The 16,222-nt window shown below is 64.3% G+C and carries 19 protein-coding genes; 11 read left to right on the top strand and 8 right to left on the bottom strand.

The genetic code is table 11. From position 1 onward, the window contains the following. Window positions 1-168 precede the first annotated feature (168 nt). Window positions 169-795: a ribonuclease D gene (locus AU381_RS10700; RefSeq protein WP_064241678.1), complete on the top strand. Its 627-nt coding sequence runs from the start codon at window positions 169-171 to the stop codon at window positions 793-795. Between the two features lie 311 nt (window positions 796-1,106). Here AU381_RS10700 and AU381_RS10695 read toward each other — a convergent pair whose 3' ends face one another. After that, window positions 1,107-1,451, bottom strand: coding sequence for a YqaA family protein (locus AU381_RS10695; protein ID WP_064241677.1), 345 nt, complete (start codon window positions 1,449-1,451; stop codon window positions 1,107-1,109). A gap of 85 nt (window positions 1,452-1,536) precedes the next feature. Further along, complete coding sequence (locus tag AU381_RS10690; protein WP_064241907.1) at window positions 1,537-1,818, bottom strand: Rdx family protein; 282 nt, start codon at window positions 1,816-1,818, stop codon at window positions 1,537-1,539. 179 nt (window positions 1,819-1,997) lie between these two features. Between AU381_RS10690 and AU381_RS10685 the strand changes: the two genes are divergently transcribed. The 5 genes from AU381_RS10685 to AU381_RS10665 all read left to right on the top strand — a co-directional run bounded on the left by AU381_RS10685 (window position 1,998) and on the right by AU381_RS10665 (window position 4,557). Next, a complete protein-coding gene (locus tag AU381_RS10685; protein WP_064241676.1) occupies window positions 1,998-2,447 on the top strand; it encodes a DoxX family protein in 450 nt (149 codons plus the stop codon). 119 nt (window positions 2,448-2,566) lie between these two features. Continuing rightward, a complete protein-coding gene (locus AU381_RS10680) occupies window positions 2,567-3,058 on the top strand; it encodes a GFA family protein (protein WP_064241675.1) in 492 nt (163 codons plus the stop codon). Then, complete coding sequence (locus tag AU381_RS10675; RefSeq protein WP_082909782.1) at window positions 3,055-3,606, top strand: sugar O-acetyltransferase; 552 nt, start codon at window positions 3,055-3,057, stop codon at window positions 3,604-3,606. The genes AU381_RS10680 and AU381_RS10675 overlap by 4 nt, the downstream gene beginning before the upstream one ends. A 27-nt stretch (window positions 3,607-3,633) precedes the next feature. Beyond that, entirely contained in the window at window positions 3,634-4,134 is a 501-nt protein-coding gene (locus tag AU381_RS10670) for a GNAT family N-acetyltransferase (protein WP_064241674.1), read from the top strand. 138 nt (window positions 4,135-4,272) lie between these two features. Continuing rightward, a complete protein-coding gene (locus tag AU381_RS10665; RefSeq protein WP_064241905.1) occupies window positions 4,273-4,557 on the top strand; it encodes a GIY-YIG nuclease family protein in 285 nt (94 codons plus the stop codon). 93 nt (window positions 4,558-4,650) lie between these two features. Here AU381_RS10665 and AU381_RS10660 read toward each other — a convergent pair whose 3' ends face one another. From AU381_RS10660 to AU381_RS10645, 3 genes are all read right to left on the bottom strand, one after another. Beyond that, entirely contained in the window at window positions 4,651-4,926 is a 276-nt protein-coding gene (locus AU381_RS10660) for a hypothetical protein (RefSeq protein ID WP_244520039.1), read from the bottom strand. A gap of 675 nt (window positions 4,927-5,601) precedes the next feature. Continuing rightward, window positions 5,602-7,437 carry a translation elongation factor 4 gene (lepA, locus tag AU381_RS10650; RefSeq protein WP_064241671.1) on the bottom strand — a complete coding sequence of 612 codons (1,836 nt, stop codon included), beginning with the start codon at window positions 7,435-7,437 and terminating at the stop codon, window positions 5,602-5,604. A gap of 72 nt (window positions 7,438-7,509) precedes the next feature. After that, window positions 7,510-8,751, bottom strand: coding sequence for an MFS transporter (locus AU381_RS10645; protein ID WP_064241670.1), 1,242 nt, complete (start codon window positions 8,749-8,751; stop codon window positions 7,510-7,512). A 145-nt stretch (window positions 8,752-8,896) separates the two neighbouring features. Between AU381_RS10645 and AU381_RS10640 the strand changes: the two genes are divergently transcribed. From AU381_RS10640 to AU381_RS10630, 3 genes are all read left to right on the top strand, one after another. Beyond that, on the top strand, window positions 8,897-9,475 hold the full coding sequence (locus AU381_RS10640) for a helix-turn-helix domain-containing protein (protein WP_064241669.1): 579 nt from the start codon (window positions 8,897-8,899) through the stop codon (window positions 9,473-9,475). Between the two features lie 2 nt (window positions 9,476-9,477). Then, on the top strand, window positions 9,478-10,005 hold the full coding sequence (locus AU381_RS10635) for a GNAT family N-acetyltransferase (RefSeq protein ID WP_064241668.1): 528 nt from the start codon (window positions 9,478-9,480) through the stop codon (window positions 10,003-10,005). A 238-nt stretch (window positions 10,006-10,243) separates the two neighbouring features. After that, window positions 10,244-11,269 (top strand): histone deacetylase family protein, encoded by a 1,026-nt coding sequence (locus AU381_RS10630; RefSeq protein ID WP_064241667.1) that lies wholly within the window; start codon window positions 10,244-10,246, stop codon window positions 11,267-11,269. 252 nt (window positions 11,270-11,521) lie between these two features. Here AU381_RS10630 and AU381_RS10625 read toward each other — a convergent pair whose 3' ends face one another. Continuing rightward, window positions 11,522-12,160, bottom strand: coding sequence for an exopolysaccharide biosynthesis protein (locus AU381_RS10625; protein ID WP_064241666.1), 639 nt, complete (start codon window positions 12,158-12,160; stop codon window positions 11,522-11,524). A gap of 333 nt (window positions 12,161-12,493) precedes the next feature. Between AU381_RS10625 and AU381_RS10620 the strand changes: the two genes are divergently transcribed. Then, window positions 12,494-13,159 (top strand): YiaD family glycine zipper/OmpA-like lipoprotein, encoded by a 666-nt coding sequence (locus AU381_RS10620; RefSeq protein ID WP_064241904.1) that lies wholly within the window; start codon window positions 12,494-12,496, stop codon window positions 13,157-13,159. Window positions 13,160-13,352: 193 nt separating this feature from the next. Here the strand turns inward: AU381_RS10620 and AU381_RS10615 are convergent, their stop codons facing one another. Beyond that, window positions 13,353-14,405, bottom strand: a complete 1,053-nt coding sequence (locus tag AU381_RS10615) for a lysine-2,3-aminomutase-like protein (protein WP_064241665.1) — start codon at window positions 14,403-14,405, stop codon at window positions 13,353-13,355. After that, window positions 14,402-15,454 (bottom strand): EF-P lysine aminoacylase EpmA, encoded by a 1,053-nt coding sequence (gene epmA, locus AU381_RS10610; protein ID WP_064241664.1) that lies wholly within the window; start codon window positions 15,452-15,454, stop codon window positions 14,402-14,404. The genes AU381_RS10615 and epmA overlap by 4 nt, the downstream gene beginning before the upstream one ends. Window positions 15,455-15,608: 154 nt before the next feature. Here epmA and efp point away from each other — a divergent pair, with 154 nt between their 5' ends. After that, window positions 15,609-16,178: an elongation factor P gene (gene efp / locus AU381_RS10605; protein ID WP_064241663.1), complete on the top strand. Its 570-nt coding sequence runs from the start codon at window positions 15,609-15,611 to the stop codon at window positions 16,176-16,178. Window positions 16,179-16,222: the final 44 nt, after the last annotated feature.

Genomic DNA, 16,222 nt, shown 5'->3' with positions numbered 1-16,222 from the left:
GACACCGTATCGCGGCCGACAAACTTGCGCTATAGGCCAGCTACGCTCTACAGCGCCGCGCGTCCGGTCAGGCGCGCTAAGGCTGTAGCACTTTGAAACGCCGCATGGTTTTGCCCTTAAATCGATTCCGATTTAAGGGATCATGCAGCAACGATCTGGGGATTCTCGATGGCGAATACAATACGGTTCCACGAAGGTGACATTTCCGCAGCCGACGCGGCCCGCTATACCGGCGCGATCGCCATCGATACGGAAACGCTTGGCCTCGTCCCCCGCCGCGATCGTCTCTGCGTCGTGCAGCTCTCGCCTGGCGACGGCACCGCCGACGTGATCCGCATCGCCGCCGGCCAGAGAGAGGCGCCGAATCTCGTTGCCATGCTTGCCGATCCGGCCCGCCAGAAAATCTTTCACTTCGGTCGCTTCGACATCGCGGTGCTGTTCCATACTTTCGGCGTCACCGCTTCCCCGGTCTTCTGCACCAAGATCGCTTCGCGCCTGAGCCGCACCTATACGGACCGCCACGGCCTCAAGGACAACCTCAAGGAACTGCTCGACATCGATATTTCGAAGCAGCAGCAGTCCTCCGATTGGGCCGCCGATATCCTCTCGCCGGCGCAGCTCGAATATGCCGCCTCGGACGTCCTTCACCTGCATGCTCTTCGCGACAAGCTGACGGCGCGCCTCATGCGCGACGGCCGCATGGACCATGCCGAAGCCTGCTTCGCCTTCCTGCCGACGCGCGCCAAGCTCGACCTGCTCGGCTGGGAGGAAACGGATATTTTCGCGCATAGCTGAGGGTGGCCTTCTCGCTTCCGGGGACGGCGGCCTCGCGCACTGTTGTCCTTGAGCTTGCTCCGATCGTCGATTCGACCCCACTCCAGCGTCATCCTCGGGCTTGACCCGAGGATCCATGCGCATGCCAGCAATGTTCGAAAATTGGTCACGCCGATTCTGAAAAACGCGAGCACACTACCTGTTCGTGTTTGGATCCTCGGGTCAAGCCCGAAGATGACCCATTGACGGGAGGCGCCTGTGACACCAAAGGCGCACCGCCCGCGCATGATTCCGGGCGCGACGCGGTTTGGGGGCCGCTCCCATTCAACTCTTCAAGGCATCAGCCACAGCAGGACCGCGTAGCGCGCCGCCTTGCCGATCGTCACATAGGCGAGGAAGACCAGAAGCGGGGTCCTGAGCAGCCCGGCGGCGAGCGTCAGCGGATCGCCGACGATCGGCAGCCAGGAGAACAGCAGCACCGGCCGGCCGAAGCGCGCGAAGAGTGTCTCGGCCTTTTGCCGCGCCTGGCGCGAAACCGGAAACCAGCGCCGGTCCTCGAAACGGATTGCGAAGCGGCCGAGCGCGAAATTGGCGAGGGCGCCGAGCACATTGCCCGCGGTCGCTGCGAGAAACAGCGCAGTCCGGCTCGTCTCGGCCGAAAGGGCCGCGGCAACCACCGCCGCCTCCGACAGGCCGAAGAGCAGGGTCGCGGAGAGAAAGGCAGCACCGAAGACGCCGGCAAGCGTGGCGAGGTCCAGGGGGTCAGTTCCTGTCGACGTGGCCGAGATCGCGCTCCGGCTCGATCACGTCGCGGATTCGCTGCTTCAATTCCTTCGGACCCGGGAAGCCGCCGTCGCGCTTGCGCTCCCAGACGAGCTCGCCATTGACGCGGATCTCGAAATTGCCGCCGGTGCCGGGGATCAGTGCCACCTCGCCGAGCGTATCGGCAAAGGTCGACAGCAGCTCCTGCGCCATCCAGCCGGCGCGCAGCAGCCAGTTGCACTGAGTGCAGTAGAGGATTGTGACGCGCGGCTTTTCATTCATGCGAAATGTCCTGTTTTCGGCCACCATAGCTTTCCGACCGGCGCGGAACAACCGGCGCCTCACCGGCTCTTCACACAATTGTCAACTGGAGCAATCATGTTTTTATCGCGCGGTCCTTGTTTTTGAAGGGATGTGCGGCAAGAGACTTTGGCATGCAACACATTGCGAGAGGGGATAGCATGACCACTGCAACCAACAGCCGCCCGCGGACCATCCTGCCGGCGCTCGAAAAAATCTACCTGCCGCTCGACGCTTTTGCCGAAACGCTGCTGCGCGTGCTGGCGGGCGCGCTGCTCGTCACCCACGGCTACGGCAAGATCCTCGATCCGTTCGGCGCCGTCGGCATGGTCGAGGGGCTGGGCTTCTATCCGGGCGTCCTCTGGTCGCCGCTGCTTTCCGCCACCGAATTCTTCGGCGGCATCTTCATCGCCATCGGCTTCCTGACCCGGCCCGCCGCCTTTGCGGCGACCATCGTCCTGCTCGTCACGGTCTATTTCCACGGCATCGTCCAGGGCCAGGGCCTCGGCGGCGCCGAGAAGTCGATCCTCTGGGCGGCGATCACCTTCTTCTTCGCCGTCCGCGGCGCCAACGGCCAGTCGGTCGACGCCAAGCTCGGCAAGCAATTCTGAATCTTGCGCCGAGGACGCGGGCGTACCCCCGCCGGGTCCTCAGTACCGCGTCTCCTCGGAGCAGCACTTGAACGGCCGCGTCACCCGTGGTCATCTCGGGCCAATGAGGAGGTGACGGGATGAGTGAAGCGATCGAAGGCGGCTGCTTCTGCGGCCGCATCCATTATCGGCTGAAGCGCCGGCCGATGTTCGTCCATTGCTGCCATTGCCGCGATTGCCAGCGGCAGGTCGGCAGCGCCTTCGTGATCAATGGCATCGTCGAGGCGGAGAATCTCGAGATCCTGACGGGCGAGCCCATGATGGTGACGCTCTCGACCGATAGCGGCCGTCCGCACGACGTCTATCGCTGCGCCGTTTGCCAGTCGGCCCTCTGGAGCGACTATGGTCGCCGCAAGTGGCTCTCGTTCCTGCGCCTCACGACACTCGACCGGCCGTCGGCATTTGCGCCGGACGTGCATATCTACACGCGCTCGAAACTCGATTGGGTGCCGCTGCCGGCGGGCGCCAGGGTCTTCGACGCCTATTACGACGTTCAGGCCGAATGGCCGCGGGAAAGCCTCGAACGCCTCAATGCGGCGCGCGCCAAGGCAAAGGGGCAGGCGAAGCCGTGACGAAGAGCGAGCGCGAAAAGATGGCGGCGGGCGAGTGGTATGCCTGCCTCGATCCGGAACTCGACGCGCTGCGCGCCGCCGCCCGCCGGGCGGTTCACCAGCACAACACGATGGCGCCGGACGAGCGCGGCCGCATGGCCCCGGCGCTGCAGGCGCTCTTCGCGGCCGTCGCGGCGGAGGTCGTGATCGAGGCGCCGTTCCATTGTTCCTACGGCATCAACATATCGCTCGGCGCCGGCGTCTACCTGAACGCCGGCTGCACCATCCTCGACAGCGCCCCGGTCGCGATCGGCGAGGGTTCGATGCTGGGGCCGGGCGTCCACATCTACTGCGCCGAGCACCACAAGGACGTGGCGCTCCGCCGCGCCGGGTTGGAGACCGCCCGGCCCGTGATGATCGGCAGGGACGTCTGGATCGGCGGCGGGGCGATTCTGCTGGCCGGCGTCACGATCGGCGATAGTGCCATCGTCGGGGCCGGCGCGGTGGTGACTCGGGATGTCGCGCCGGGGGCGACCGTGGTAGGGAATCCGGCGCGGGTTCTTCGCTGAGGAGAGATCCAGTACGGGAGACGATGAATGGCTGACGCGACAACGATCAATGTCCGCCCGGCACGGGCCGAAGACGTGCCGGCGCTCTGTGCCTTCCTCAACGAAATCATCAGGATCGGCGGTACCACGGCGCACGAAACACCGTTTACCGACGAGAGCTTCGTCAGCCATTTTCTGGAAGGGCCGGGCTTCGTCAGTTGCTTCGTCGCGGAGGACGGCTCGGGCCAGCCCTGCGCTTTCCAGGGCCTGGAGCGCTCGGACGGCCTGCCGGAAGGCTGGGCGGATATCGGCACTTTCGCCCGCCCCCATGCGAAGCTACCCGGTGCCGGAACGGCGCTTTTCGCCGCCACGAAAGCGCATGCCCGCGACGCCGGCCTCACGGCGATCAACGCCACGATCCGCGCCGACAATGTGGGCGGGATCGCCTACTACAGCAAGATGGGCTTCGTCGACTACAGGGTCGACAAGGCGGTGCCGCTGAAGGATGGGCGGTTGGTTGATCGGATTTCGAAGCGGTATTTGCTTTGAGGCGCTGGCGAGATCAATCGCGCAGGGCTTGGCGGCGGTTGCCCAACAGCGACGTCACCCGTACCTGGTTATTGACGCTTTTCTCTCCCGTCATCCTCGGGCTTGACCCGAGGATCCATGCCCAAGCATCCTCCGCGCATGGCCGGCTATGTCTACATCGTTACGAATCACAAGCGGGGGACGCTTTACATTGGCGTCACATCGAGCCTCGAGCGCCGTATCTTTGAGCACCGAGAGGGCCTGACGCCGGGCTTTGCGTCGAAGTATGGATGCAATCGACTCGTCTGGTATGAGGAACATCTGCAGATCGGCACGGCCATCCAGCGCGAGAAATCCCTCAAACGCTGGTATCGGCAATGGAAGATAGAGCTCATCGAGAAGATGAATCCGGACTGGCGCGATCTATATTTCGAGCTTTGGTAGGCTTGTGCATGGATCCTCGGGTCAAGCCCGAGGATGACACTATAGATAAGTCGAAGAAAGCCAGCGCCATCGGCGCTGGCTCGGCCGCTTCTGTCACGCGGCTCGCCTCTTTAGGGCTGCATGCCGACTGCCGACGTGTTTGCGTTCCTTCAACACTTCGTTGACGCGTCCGGGATTGACGTCGAGGCTGGCCGCAATGCGGTTCTGGAACTCTCCGTTCCAGCTACGAAGCCAGATCTCGACGGCATCTTCAAAACTGAGCGTGTAGCTCGGCTTGCCATTATCGTTCATGATGATGATCTCCAAAGAAGGAGTGCCCTCTTGAAACGGAGACCAGGAAATGCGATTCTGAATAGGCAAACGGTTCAAGTATCGGCATTTCCAGTTTATCCGTCCAACGGATTCGGGCATGTCCGCTGACACCACGGGTCACATTGCAGATTGGGTATCAGCCAATCTGTTTTGTGGCCCTTTTCGTTATGGCCAACCGCGAAGAAAACGGCGGCCTTAAAACCGCAGATATTCGCGGAGCTCTGGCAGAAATTTGGAGATACGAAAGGTCTAAATGACAGTGTACCTTTGTTTTATCTCACCAGTGATCGCGAGAAGGAACATGGCTCCAGCTTTACGCACAAAGCGGCGCTGGAAGTCCTGCGGGTCTATAGGGCAACCTTGGAATACGCGGCGTTAGAGAACGGAGAGTCTGGGCACCAAGCAGTGCAAGTTGAGGAGGACAGCCGGAATGAATTAGACCAAGGTCCTGGTCCGGAGTTCGAGTCTGTTAGCGAAGCTTCGGTAGCACCAAAGACAACAAAAAAAGCCACGAGCAGCACGCTCTACCTCTTGCGGCGGGGGAGCGAGAGCTTCAATCCGGGATTCTGTCGAAGGACGGAGCTACTTATCGGGTGATAGTTAGTGGTCGGATTGGCGTCAAGGAGGTCGAGCGGCTAATTGCAAAGCTGAATTTCGACAAAGAGATTCTCGCGGACGATTCAGAGAATGGCCTGTAGCGAACCCCAGGTTCGAGAAAGTCGTTAGCTGTCCTCACTCATCGCCCATCTTCAGCGCGGCGATGAACGCCTCCTGCGGGATCTCCACCTTGCCGAACTGGCGCATGCGCTTCTTGCCTTCCTTCTGCTTTTCCAGAAGCTTGCGCTTGCGGGTGGCGTCGCCGCCGTAGCACTTGGCGGTCACGTCCTTCCTGAGCGCGCGCACCGTTTCGCGGGCGATGATGCGGCCGCCGATCGCCGCCTGGATCGGGATCTGGAACATGTGCTGCGGGATCAGGTCCTTCAGTTTCTCGCACATGACCCGACCACGCTTTTCCGCGGCCGAGCGATGGACCAGCATCGACAGCGCATCGACCGGCTCGGCGTTGACGAGGATCGACATCTTGACGAGGTCGCTCTCGCGATAGTCCGCGAGGTGGTAGTCGAAGGAGGCGTAGCCCTTGGAGATGGATTTCAGCCGGTCGTAGAAGTCGAACACGACTTCGTTGAGTGGCAGGTCGTAGGTGAGCATCGCCCGGTTGCCGACATAGGTGAGCTCGATCTGGATGCCGCGCCGGTCCTGGCAGAGCTTCAGGATGCCGCCCAAATATTCGTCGGGCGTCATGATCGTTGCCTTGATCCACGGCTCGCGGAATTCGGCGATCTTGACGACGTCGGGCATGTCGGCCGGGTTGTGCAGCTCCTTCTCGGTGCCGTCGGTCATGGTCAGCTGATAAACGACCGAAGGGGCGGTGGCGATCAGGTCGAGGTCGAACTCGCGCGACAGGCGCTCCTGGATGATTTCCAGATGCAGGAGCCCGAGGAAGCCGCAGCGGAAGCCGAAGCCGAGCGCGGCGGAGGATTCCATCTCGAAGGAGAAGGACGCGTCGTTGAGGCGCAGCTTGCCCATGGCGCCGCGCAGCTCCTCGAAATCCGCCGCATCGACCGGGAAGAGGCCGCAGAAGACCACCGGCTGCGCCGGCTTGAAGCCCGGAAGGGCGTCCGCCGTCGGACGCCTGTCGTCGGTTATCGTGTCGCCGACGCGGGTATCGGCCACTTCCTTGATCGAGGCGGTGATGAAGCCGATCTCGCCGGGGCCGAGCGAATCCATCGCCACCATCTTCGGGGTCAGCACGCCGACGCGCTCGATCGTGTATTTGGCGCCGGTGCCCATCATGCGGATCGTCTGGCCCTTGGTCAGCACCCCGTCGATGATGCGCACCAGAACCATGACGCCGAGATAGGTGTCGTACCAGCTGTCGACGAGCAGCGCCTTCAAGGGCGCCTTGTCGCCGCCGGGGCTCTTCGGCGCCGGCAGCTTGTGGACGATCGCTTCCAGGACGTCCGGAATGCCGAGGCCGGTCTTCGCCGAGATCAGCACCGCATCGGAGGCGTCGATGCCGATCACTTCCTCGATCTGCTCCTTGATACGGTCGGGCTCGGCCGCCGGCAGGTCGATCTTGTTGAGTACGGTGACGAGCTCGTGGTTGTTGTCGATCGCCTGGTAGACATTGGCGAGCGTCTGGGCCTCGACGCCCTGGCTGGCGTCGACGACGAGCAGCGAACCCTCGCAGGCCGACAGCGAACGCGACACCTCGTAGGCGAAGTCGACATGGCCGGGCGTGTCGATCAGGTTCAGCACATAGGTGTCGCCGTCATTGGCCTTGTAGTGCAGGCGCACCGTCTGGGCCTTGATGGTGATGCCGCGCTCGCGCTCGATATCCATGCTGTCCAGCACCTGCTCGGACATCTCGCGCTCGGCAAGCCCGCCGGTCAGCTGGATCAGCCGGTCGGCGAGAGTCGACTTGCCGTGGTCGATATGGGCCACGATCGAGAAGTTGCGGATATGCGACAGGGGCGTCTTGGAAGATGGTGTGCTCATGGGCCGCATATAGCAGCGCGATCAGGCGGCGCAAAGCGGGAAATGAAGGCTTCGTTCACTATAAATCGGCACCTGGCGCGGCTATTCCGCCCTCGCTTTCGCCTCGGCGAGCGCGCCCGCGTTCGGCACCTGCGCGCTCTTGATTTCGAAGGTCTCGCAGCGCTGCGGGGGCACCCGTTCGCGCATGCGCAGGCGGATGAGCACGAAGGCCGCATAGAGGACGGCGACGGCGATCGTCGCATGGATGAACAGGTGGGCGCCCAAGGCGGGCGTCAGCAGCGTCACGAGCATCGGCACCAGCGTTGCCGCCGCCGACCAGGCGACCAGCATGGTGCTGGCGAGCGGCACGTAGTCGGCCGGGTCGGTGCGGTCGTTGGCATGGGCATTGGCAATTGAATAGACCGTCTCGACGGCGCCGGCGAAGAGCGCGAAGACGAGGATGAGCAGCGGAAGGCTCGCAAAGGAGACGACGAGTGCCGCGAGGCCCGCCGCCACGATCACGGCGCAGGTGGCGACAAGCACGATGCGCCGGTCGATCCGGTCGGAAAGCGCGCCCATCGGATATTGGATGACGAGCAACCCGAACTGCATGACGAACATCAGCGTCGCCACGTCCCGCTGACTGACCGCATTGGCGGCGGCATAGATCGGCGTGAAGCCCTGCACTAGCATCGAGAGGCCGCCGGAGGCGAGCACGCCGATGAGGGCGACGGGGGAGCTGCGCCAGGCCATGGCGATGTCGATGCTGACCTTGGCGGGCGCCGGCGGCGTCGGCAGGCGCGTCAGCCCGATCGGCAATATGGCGAGCGCCGTGAAGAAGATCGTGACGATAGGGGCGATGTTGCCGTCGACCGGAATGCGGCCGAAGAGCCAGGCCCCGGCCCCGAGCCCGATCACATAGGCCATGTAGAAGAGCGCCATGGCTTTGCCGCGCCAATGGTTGTCGCTCGCGTGGTTGAGCCAGCTCTGGGTGATGATGAAGTTGGTATTGGCGGCCGCGCCGTAGAGGGCGCGGGCAAAGATCCAGAGGATCGGGTGGACGCCGAGGCTGATCAGCACGGCCGCAAGGATGACGAGCGCCATGGAGCAGGAGAAGGCCCGCGCATGGCCGACGCGGCGGATCAGCGGACCGGCCAGCACGCAACCGATCAGGCCGCCGAAGGCGATCGCCGTGACCGCAGCACCCGGAATCCAGTCCGGTGCCGCGGACCGCGTCAGCACGAAGGGAACATAGGCGAGCATCATGCCGTTGCCGATGGCGACAGCGGTCATCGAGGTGACGATGCTGGCAATCGAAAGGAGCGACGAACGATCGCTGCCCATGTGCTTGTCCTCCCGCAGCCGCTACTTCGGAGCCAAGCTAGCGCGGAGCCGGCCGTCGCATTGTCGCCTAAGCGCCATCCGACAAATTTATTTTGCGGCAGGGCGGTGGCTTGACTCCATTATATGAGAAATGCAATCTCAAATAATGGAACAGGTGGTCACCCCTCTTGAACGGACGATCGGCGAGCGCGTGCGGGAACTGCGCAGCGCCCAAGCCTTGACGCTGGACGAGCTGTCGACGCGCTCCGGCGTCAGCCGCGCCATGATCTCGCGCATCGAACGGGGCGAGGCGAGCCCGACGGCGCAACTCCTGGCAAGACTCTGCAGCGCGCTCGGCACGACGCTCTCGGCGCTTTTCGCCTCAACCGCCGAGAATGCCTCGCCGGTCGCCCGACGGGCGGAGCAGCGGCTTTGGCGCGACCCGGAAAGCGGCTATCTGCGCCGCTCGGTGTCGCCTGAGGGCGTCGGCTCGCCGGTCGATATCGTCGAGGTCGAGTTTCCGCCGGGCGCCCGTGTCGTCTTCGAGCGCCAGCCGGCCGACCGCGGCATCACCCAGCACCTCTGGCTCTTCTCCGGACGACTGGAACTGACGATGGAGAGCGGGCCGCAAATCCTCGAGGCGGGCGACTGCCTCTTCATGGGGCTCGAAGAGGCCCATATCTTTCACAACTCCTATGACGAGCCGGCGCATTACGCCGTCATCCTCTGCCGCACCAAGGTGTGAATATGCCTGACGTAACGATCCGCGTGCTCACCGAAGAAGAAACCCGCGCCGCGCTGCCGGCGCTCGCCGAGGTCCTCTCCGATTGCGTCGAAGGCGGCGCCTCGGTCGGCTTCATGCAGCCTTATCCGCCGGAGGCCGCCGCGCCCTTCTGGGAGGGCGTCGCCGCCGCAGTCGGCCGCAACGAAACCGTGCTCATCATCGCCGAGGTCGATGGCCGGGCGGTCGGCACCGTGCAGCTCGGTGTCGCGACAATGCCGAACCAGCCGCATCGCGCCGACATCAAGAAGCTCCTGGTGCATCGCGACGCGCGCGGCCTCGGCCTTGCCCGCCGGTTGATGGAGAGAGCCGAGGCCGAGGCGCAAAGGCACGGCCGGAGGGTACTGGTGCTCGACACGGCGACCGGGGAGCCGGCGGAGGCGATCTACGAGCGCTTCGGCTGGCTGCGCGCCGGCGTCGTACCGGATTATGCGCTGATGCCGGACGGCCGCTATTGCGCGACCACGTTCTTTTACAAGCATCTGGTGGCTTAGTGAGCCGGGATTGCCCCTCATCCCGCTGCCGCGACCTTCTCCCCGTTCTTGACGGGGAGAAGGGGCAAGCCGCATGCTCATCCCGCATCCTCCGCCGGTCGTGTTAGAACACAAAAGCTGCCGCATATCCCTTCGCCCCGCCCGCGAGGAGAAGGTGCCGGCAGGCGGATGAGGGGCATTACCAAGCACCGCGAGCAATCGAACAATTCCAAATAGCATCCACCCGAAGGACCCCAAAATGCGCGTTTTCTACTCCGAAGACCACAAGCTCCGGGACGCCAGGACCGAACTCCACGGCGGCGAGCTCGTGCCGCCCTTCGAGGCGCCGTTTAGGGCCGAGTGGATCCTGGCAGCGGTCAAGGAAGCCGGCTTCTCCGATGTCGTCGCGCCCGAGCGGCACGGCATGGAGACGGCGCTGAAACTCCATTCGGCGGACTATCTCGAATTCCTCGAAACCGCCTGGGCGCGCTGGGTCGCCGACGGCTATCGCGGCGAGGCGATCCCGGCCTGCTTTCCGGCGCGCCGCATGCGCCAGCACCCGCCGAAGGACATTGACGGGGCGCTCGGCTACTATGCCTTCGCCGCCGAGACGGCGATCACCGAAGGCACCTTCGCCGCGGCGCGGGCGGCGATGGACTGCGCGATCTCGGCGGCCGATCAGGTCGCTGCCGGCAATGCTGCCGCCTTCGCGCTCTGCCGTCCGCCCGGCCATCACGCGGCGATCGATCTTTTCGGCGGCTACTCCTTCATCAACAATGCCGCCTGCGCCGCCCAGCGCCTGCGTGACTTCGGCGCCGCGAAAGTCGCCGTGCTCGACGTCGATTTCCACCATGGCAACGGCACGCAGGATATCTTCTACGAGCGCGGCGACGTATTCTTCGCCTCGCTGCACGGCGATCCGGTCGACGCCTTTCCGCATTTCCTGGGCTTTGCCGATGAGGAGGGGACCGGCGAGGGGCTCGGCTCGACGAAGAACTATCCGCTGCCGCGCGGCACCACATTCGGGACGTGGGTCACGGCGCTGGACGACGCACTGTCGCGCATCGCCGGTTTCGGCGCCGAGGCCCTCGTGCTCTCGCTCGGCGTCGACACGTTCGAGCGCGATCCGATCAGCTTCTTCAAGCTGAAATCGGAGGATTTCCTGCAGATGGGCGCGCGCTTGAAGAAAACCGGCCTGCCGATCGTCGTCTGCATGGAAGGCGGCTACGGCGTGCCGGAGATCGGCCTCAACGTCGCCAATGCATTGAGGGGCATCGCCGGGTGATTTTCTCGTCGTCCGGCGGATCGCGGCAAGCGGGCACCCCCCTCTGCCCTGCCGGGCATCTCCCCCACAAGGGGGGAGATTGGCAAGCGGCGATGTCCCACTCGAATACCTAGGCAGGCGCGTATCGGTCGATTTCGGCGTTTGCACGCTGACTGTCGGGCGGGGCTTGCCCCTCGGCAATCTCCCCCCTTGCGGGGGAGATGCCCGGCAGGGCAGAGGGGGGTGCCAGTCGGGCAGTGCGAGCAACCCGGCTCAGGACACGAAGAACTGCGACAGCCCCTGGCCGGCGGCGAAGGCCGCGTAGGCGAGCACGGTGAAATAGACCGTGGTCGCCACCAGAAAGAGATAGCCGCCTGCCACCATCAGCCCGTCGCGCTGGATGATGCCGAGCGACAAGAGCAGGATGGCGATGCCCGGCAGCGTGTTGGACAGCGGGATCAGGCCGAGCGGAAACAGCAGGAGCACGCCGCCCGCCATGATCATCAGGCCGTTGAAGCGGTTCATGACGGCGCCCTGGGTCAGGAAGGGCAGCCTGGGCCGCACATAGTTATCGAGTTTTGAAACCAGGGCAGCCCCCTTCTGCAAGGTCGGAACGAGCTTTTCGGTTTCGATCTGCCGGTCGAGAATGCGCTTCGGCAGCCAGGGCAGGCGGTTGAGGGTGATCGCCAGCGAGATGAGAATGATCGCCGCGCCGAAGACCGTGCTGACGCCGGGGATCGAGACCGGGATCAGGAAGGGCAGCGTCAGCAGCGCGCAGAGAAGCAGGAAACCGTGCTCGCCGATCTCGATCATCAGTTCCCGCAGCGTGATCGTATTGCCTCTGATCGAAGCGATCATGCCGGTCAGCGTGTCGCTGAGACTGCGCTCTGTGTCGTCGAACTCGATCGCCATCTATCGTCCTTCTCACTTGGTTCCCGGCCAGGCAATGACACCCTACTGCATGTTTCCTTAAATCGTAGTCGATTTAAGGAGAAAAACATGCAGCGATTCAAAGTGCTACAGCGACCTTTGTGCGTCTGATAAGACGCACGGCGCTGTAGCGCGAGCGTGTGAAGCTTCGGTTAGCGGGCGCTCTGGACAGCAATGTGGCGAAGCACGGCGCAATTGCTGCAGTGCCGAAACCTCACATCTGCCCGTCTGTGTGGAAAGCGTCGCGCCCCTTCATCTTCCTGCCGCAATCGATAGTATGAAGCACCTTTAGCACCAATGGGGACAATTGATTCGATGATCAAGAAATGCGCCATCCTGGCTGTCGCGGCCATTTACCTTTCCGGTTGCACGACCACCGATCCCTATACGGGAGAGCAGAAGATGTCGAACACGGCCGGCGGCGCGTTGATCGGTGCGGGTCTCGGCGCCGCGACCGGCCTCCTGGTCGGCGGCAGTTCGGCCGGACGCCGTGACGCCGCGCTCGTTGGCGCCGGCATCGGCGCGCTCGGCGGCGGCCTGATCGGCAACTACATGGACCAGCAGGAATCGGAGCTGCGCGCGCAATTGCAGGGCACCGGCGTCTCGGTGACGCGCCAGGGCGATCGCATCATCCTCAACATGCCGTCGAACATCACCTTCGCGACCGACCGCGACCAGGTGATCCCGCCGTTCTATCCGACGCTCGACTCGGTCGCGATCGTGCTGCGCAAGTTCAACAAGACGCTGATCGACGTCGACGGCCACACCGATTCGACCGGCAGCGCCGCCCACAACCAGGATCTCTCCGAGCGCCGCGCCGCCTCGGTCGCCAACTACCTCGGCAGCCGCGGCATCGACCAGCGGCGCATCTCGACCATGGGTTACGGCATGGAGCGCCCCGTCGCATCGAACTCCAGCGAGTCCGGCCGCGCCCAGAACCGCCGCGTCGAAATCTCGATCGCGCCGATCAAGCAGGGCTGAGCCAGGTCCGGGCTTAAAGGCCGCACGGTTGCCCGTTTCGGCCTTTGTTTTCTGCGCGGCCCCTCATCCGCCTGCCGGCACCTTCTCCCCATCTTGATGGGGAGAAGGGACAAGTGGCACGTTCCCGCGAGTCTCCTTCGCCCCGCTTTGCGGGGAGAAGGTGGCCGCCAGGCCGGATGAGGGGCATGCGACATCAGCTCTTCGGCGGATAGGCGTGCTCGTTGCCGCGGAAATCGGTGACGGTGTAGCAGCCGCCGCCTTCCGCCTCGATCGCGCTGGCGCTGACAACCGCCTTGCCGTGCCCGCCGGGGATATCAAGGATGTAGGTCGGCTGGCAGAGGCCAGAGACGCGGCCGCGCAGCGAGGCGACGAGTGCCTGGCCCTCCTTGATCGTCAGCCGGAAATGACCGGTGCCGGGTGCGAGATCCGGATGGTGCAGGTAATAGGGCTTGATCCGCGTCTCGACGAAAGCGCGCATCAGTTCGGCAAGCACCGCCGGGTCGTCGTTGACGCCCCTCAGCAGCACCGATTGGCTGACCATGACGATCCCTGCGTCGATGAGCCGGGCGGCGGCGCCGCGCGCCTCGGGCGTCAGTTCGCGCGGATGATTGGCGTGGAGCGCCAGATAGGTCGCCTTGCCGCTGCTTTTGAGCGCCGCGATGAGATCCGCATCGATGCGTTCCGGCTCGACAACCGGTACGCGCGTATGAAAGCGGACGACCTTGACGTGGCCGATCGCGCCGAGCCGCTCCAGGATTTCTTGAAGCCGCCGCGGCGACAGCACCAGCGGATCGCCGCCGGTGAGGATCACTTCCCAGATCTCGGAATGCCCGGCGACATAGGCAATCGCCGCGTCGAGCTCGGCCGGTGTCAGCGTGCCGAGCCCCTGCGGGCCGACCATCTCGCGGCGGAAGCAGAAGCGGCAATAGACCGGGCAGACATGCACGGCCTTGAGCAGCACCCGGTCCGGATAGCGGTGGACGATGCCGGCGACAGGGCTATGCGCGCCGTCGCCGATCGGATCGGCGCGCTCCTCAGGCGTCAGGGTCAGTTCGGCCGGGTCGGGCACGAATTGTCTGGCGATCGGGTCATGCGGATCGGTTCGGTCAATGAGGTTTGCAACAACGGGGCTGATCGCGATCGCGTAGCGGGACGCCACTCGGGAGATCGCTTCTTCGGCTGCGGCGTCGACAAGGCCGACCTCGACGAGCTCGCGTGCGGTCCTGAGGGCGCGTTCTGCTGTCATGCCCTTGCCTCCGCGACCGGCGACCAGAGGACCTGCTCGATGCGCGCCGCACCGGTCGCCAGCATGACCAGCCGGTCGAAGCCGAGCGCGATGCCGCTTGCCTCCGGCATGCTGGCGAGCGCCGCCAGGAAATCCTCGTCGAGCGGATAGGTTTCGCCGTAGACCCGCGCCTTTTCCGCCATCTCCAGCTCGAAGCGGCGGCGCTGCTCGCTGGCATCCGTCAATTCTCCGAAGGCGTTGGCGAGCTCGACGCCACAGGCGTAAAGCTCGAACCGTTCGGCGACGCGGGGGTCCCGCAGGGTCGGACGCGCGAGTGCGGCCTCGGTGACCGGATACTCGTCGAGGATGGTGGCGCGGCCGAAGCCGAGATTGGGCTCGACCTTTTCGACGAGCGCGCGGCTGAAAAGATCCGCCCAGCTGTCGTCGTCGGCAACGCGCAGACCGGCCTCCCGCATGGCCGCGGCCAGGCCTTCGCGATCGGTCTTGCCGTCCTTCGCGACCGAGACGAGGAGGTCGATCCCGGCGAAACGCTCAAAGGCCTCGGCGACCGAGAGTCGTTCCGGTTCCCGGAAGGGATCGCAGCTTTGACCCTGGTGGGAGAGGGACGGCGCGCCGACAGTGTCGGCGGCGAGTGCGAGAACGTCCGCGCAATCGCGCATCAGCGTCTCGTAGGTCTCCCCGGCGCGGTACCACTCCAGCATGGTGAATTCCGGATGGTGCAGCGGGCCGCGCTCGCGGTTGCGATAGACATGGGCAAAGCAGGCGATGCGGCTCTCGCCGGCGGCAAGCAGCTTCTTGCAGGCGAATTCCGGCGAGGTATGCAGATAGAGCGGCTGCACCGATCCGTCTGGCCCAAGCGCTTGCGTTGCGAAAGCATGCAAATGCGCCTCATTGCCCGGCGACATCTGCAGCGTCGCCGTATCGACCTCGATGAAGTCCCGTTCGCCGAAGAACCGGCGCAGCGCCGACTGGATGCGGTTGCGCCCGATCAGGAAGGGGCGCCGGTCGGCATGGACGTCCGGGGTCCACCAGGGAGATGCATGCGGCATGATCCAAGCTTTCTTTCCACGCGAATGCCGGCTCAGGCTGGCCATTTGCGCAAAATTAAGGTAGTGGCGGCGCGAAATCCTGTTTCTCGCGTCCTGCAGGACCGGTTCTTCCGGCCCGCTCGTGTCGCTGATACCTCTGTTACAAGGAAGACTAATGGTCAAGGTCATCGCTTCTTCGGTCCGCAAGGGCAACGTTCTCGACGTCGACGGCAAGCTCTATGTCGTGCTCACCGCCCAGAACTTCCACCCGGGCAAGGGCACGCCGGTCACTCAGGTCGACATGCGCCGTATCTCCGACGGCGTGAAGGTCTCGGAGCGCTACCGCACCACCGAGCAGGTCGAGCGCGCCTTCGTCGAGGACCGCGAGCACACCTTCCTCTATGAAGATGGCGAAGGCTTCCACTTCATGAATCCGGAGAGCTACGACCAGCTCGTCATGTCGGCCGACGACATCGGCGACCTGAAGGCCTATCTCCAAGAAGGCATGGCTGTGATGCTGTCGATCCACGAAGGCATTGCCATCGCCATCGACCTGCCGCGCCACGTCATTCTCGAGATCACCGAGACCGAACCGGTCGTCAAGGGTCAGACGGCGTCTTCCTCCTACAAGCCGGCCCTTCTTTCGAACGGCGTCCGGACCTCCGTGCCGCCGCATATCCAGGCAGGCACCCGGGTCGTCATCGCAACGGAAGACGGCTCCTACGTCGAGCGCGCCAAGGACTGATGTAGATCTGGGCAGAGCCCCGTCTCCCCGCAGGCGGGGAGAGG

This window comes from Sinorhizobium glycinis (genome assembly GCF_001651865.1).
Lineage (GTDB): Bacteria > Pseudomonadota > Alphaproteobacteria > Rhizobiales > Rhizobiaceae > Sinorhizobium > Sinorhizobium glycinis.
Note: the sequence above shows the minus strand (reverse complement) of the source record. Positions and strands in the feature narration are given on the sequence as shown.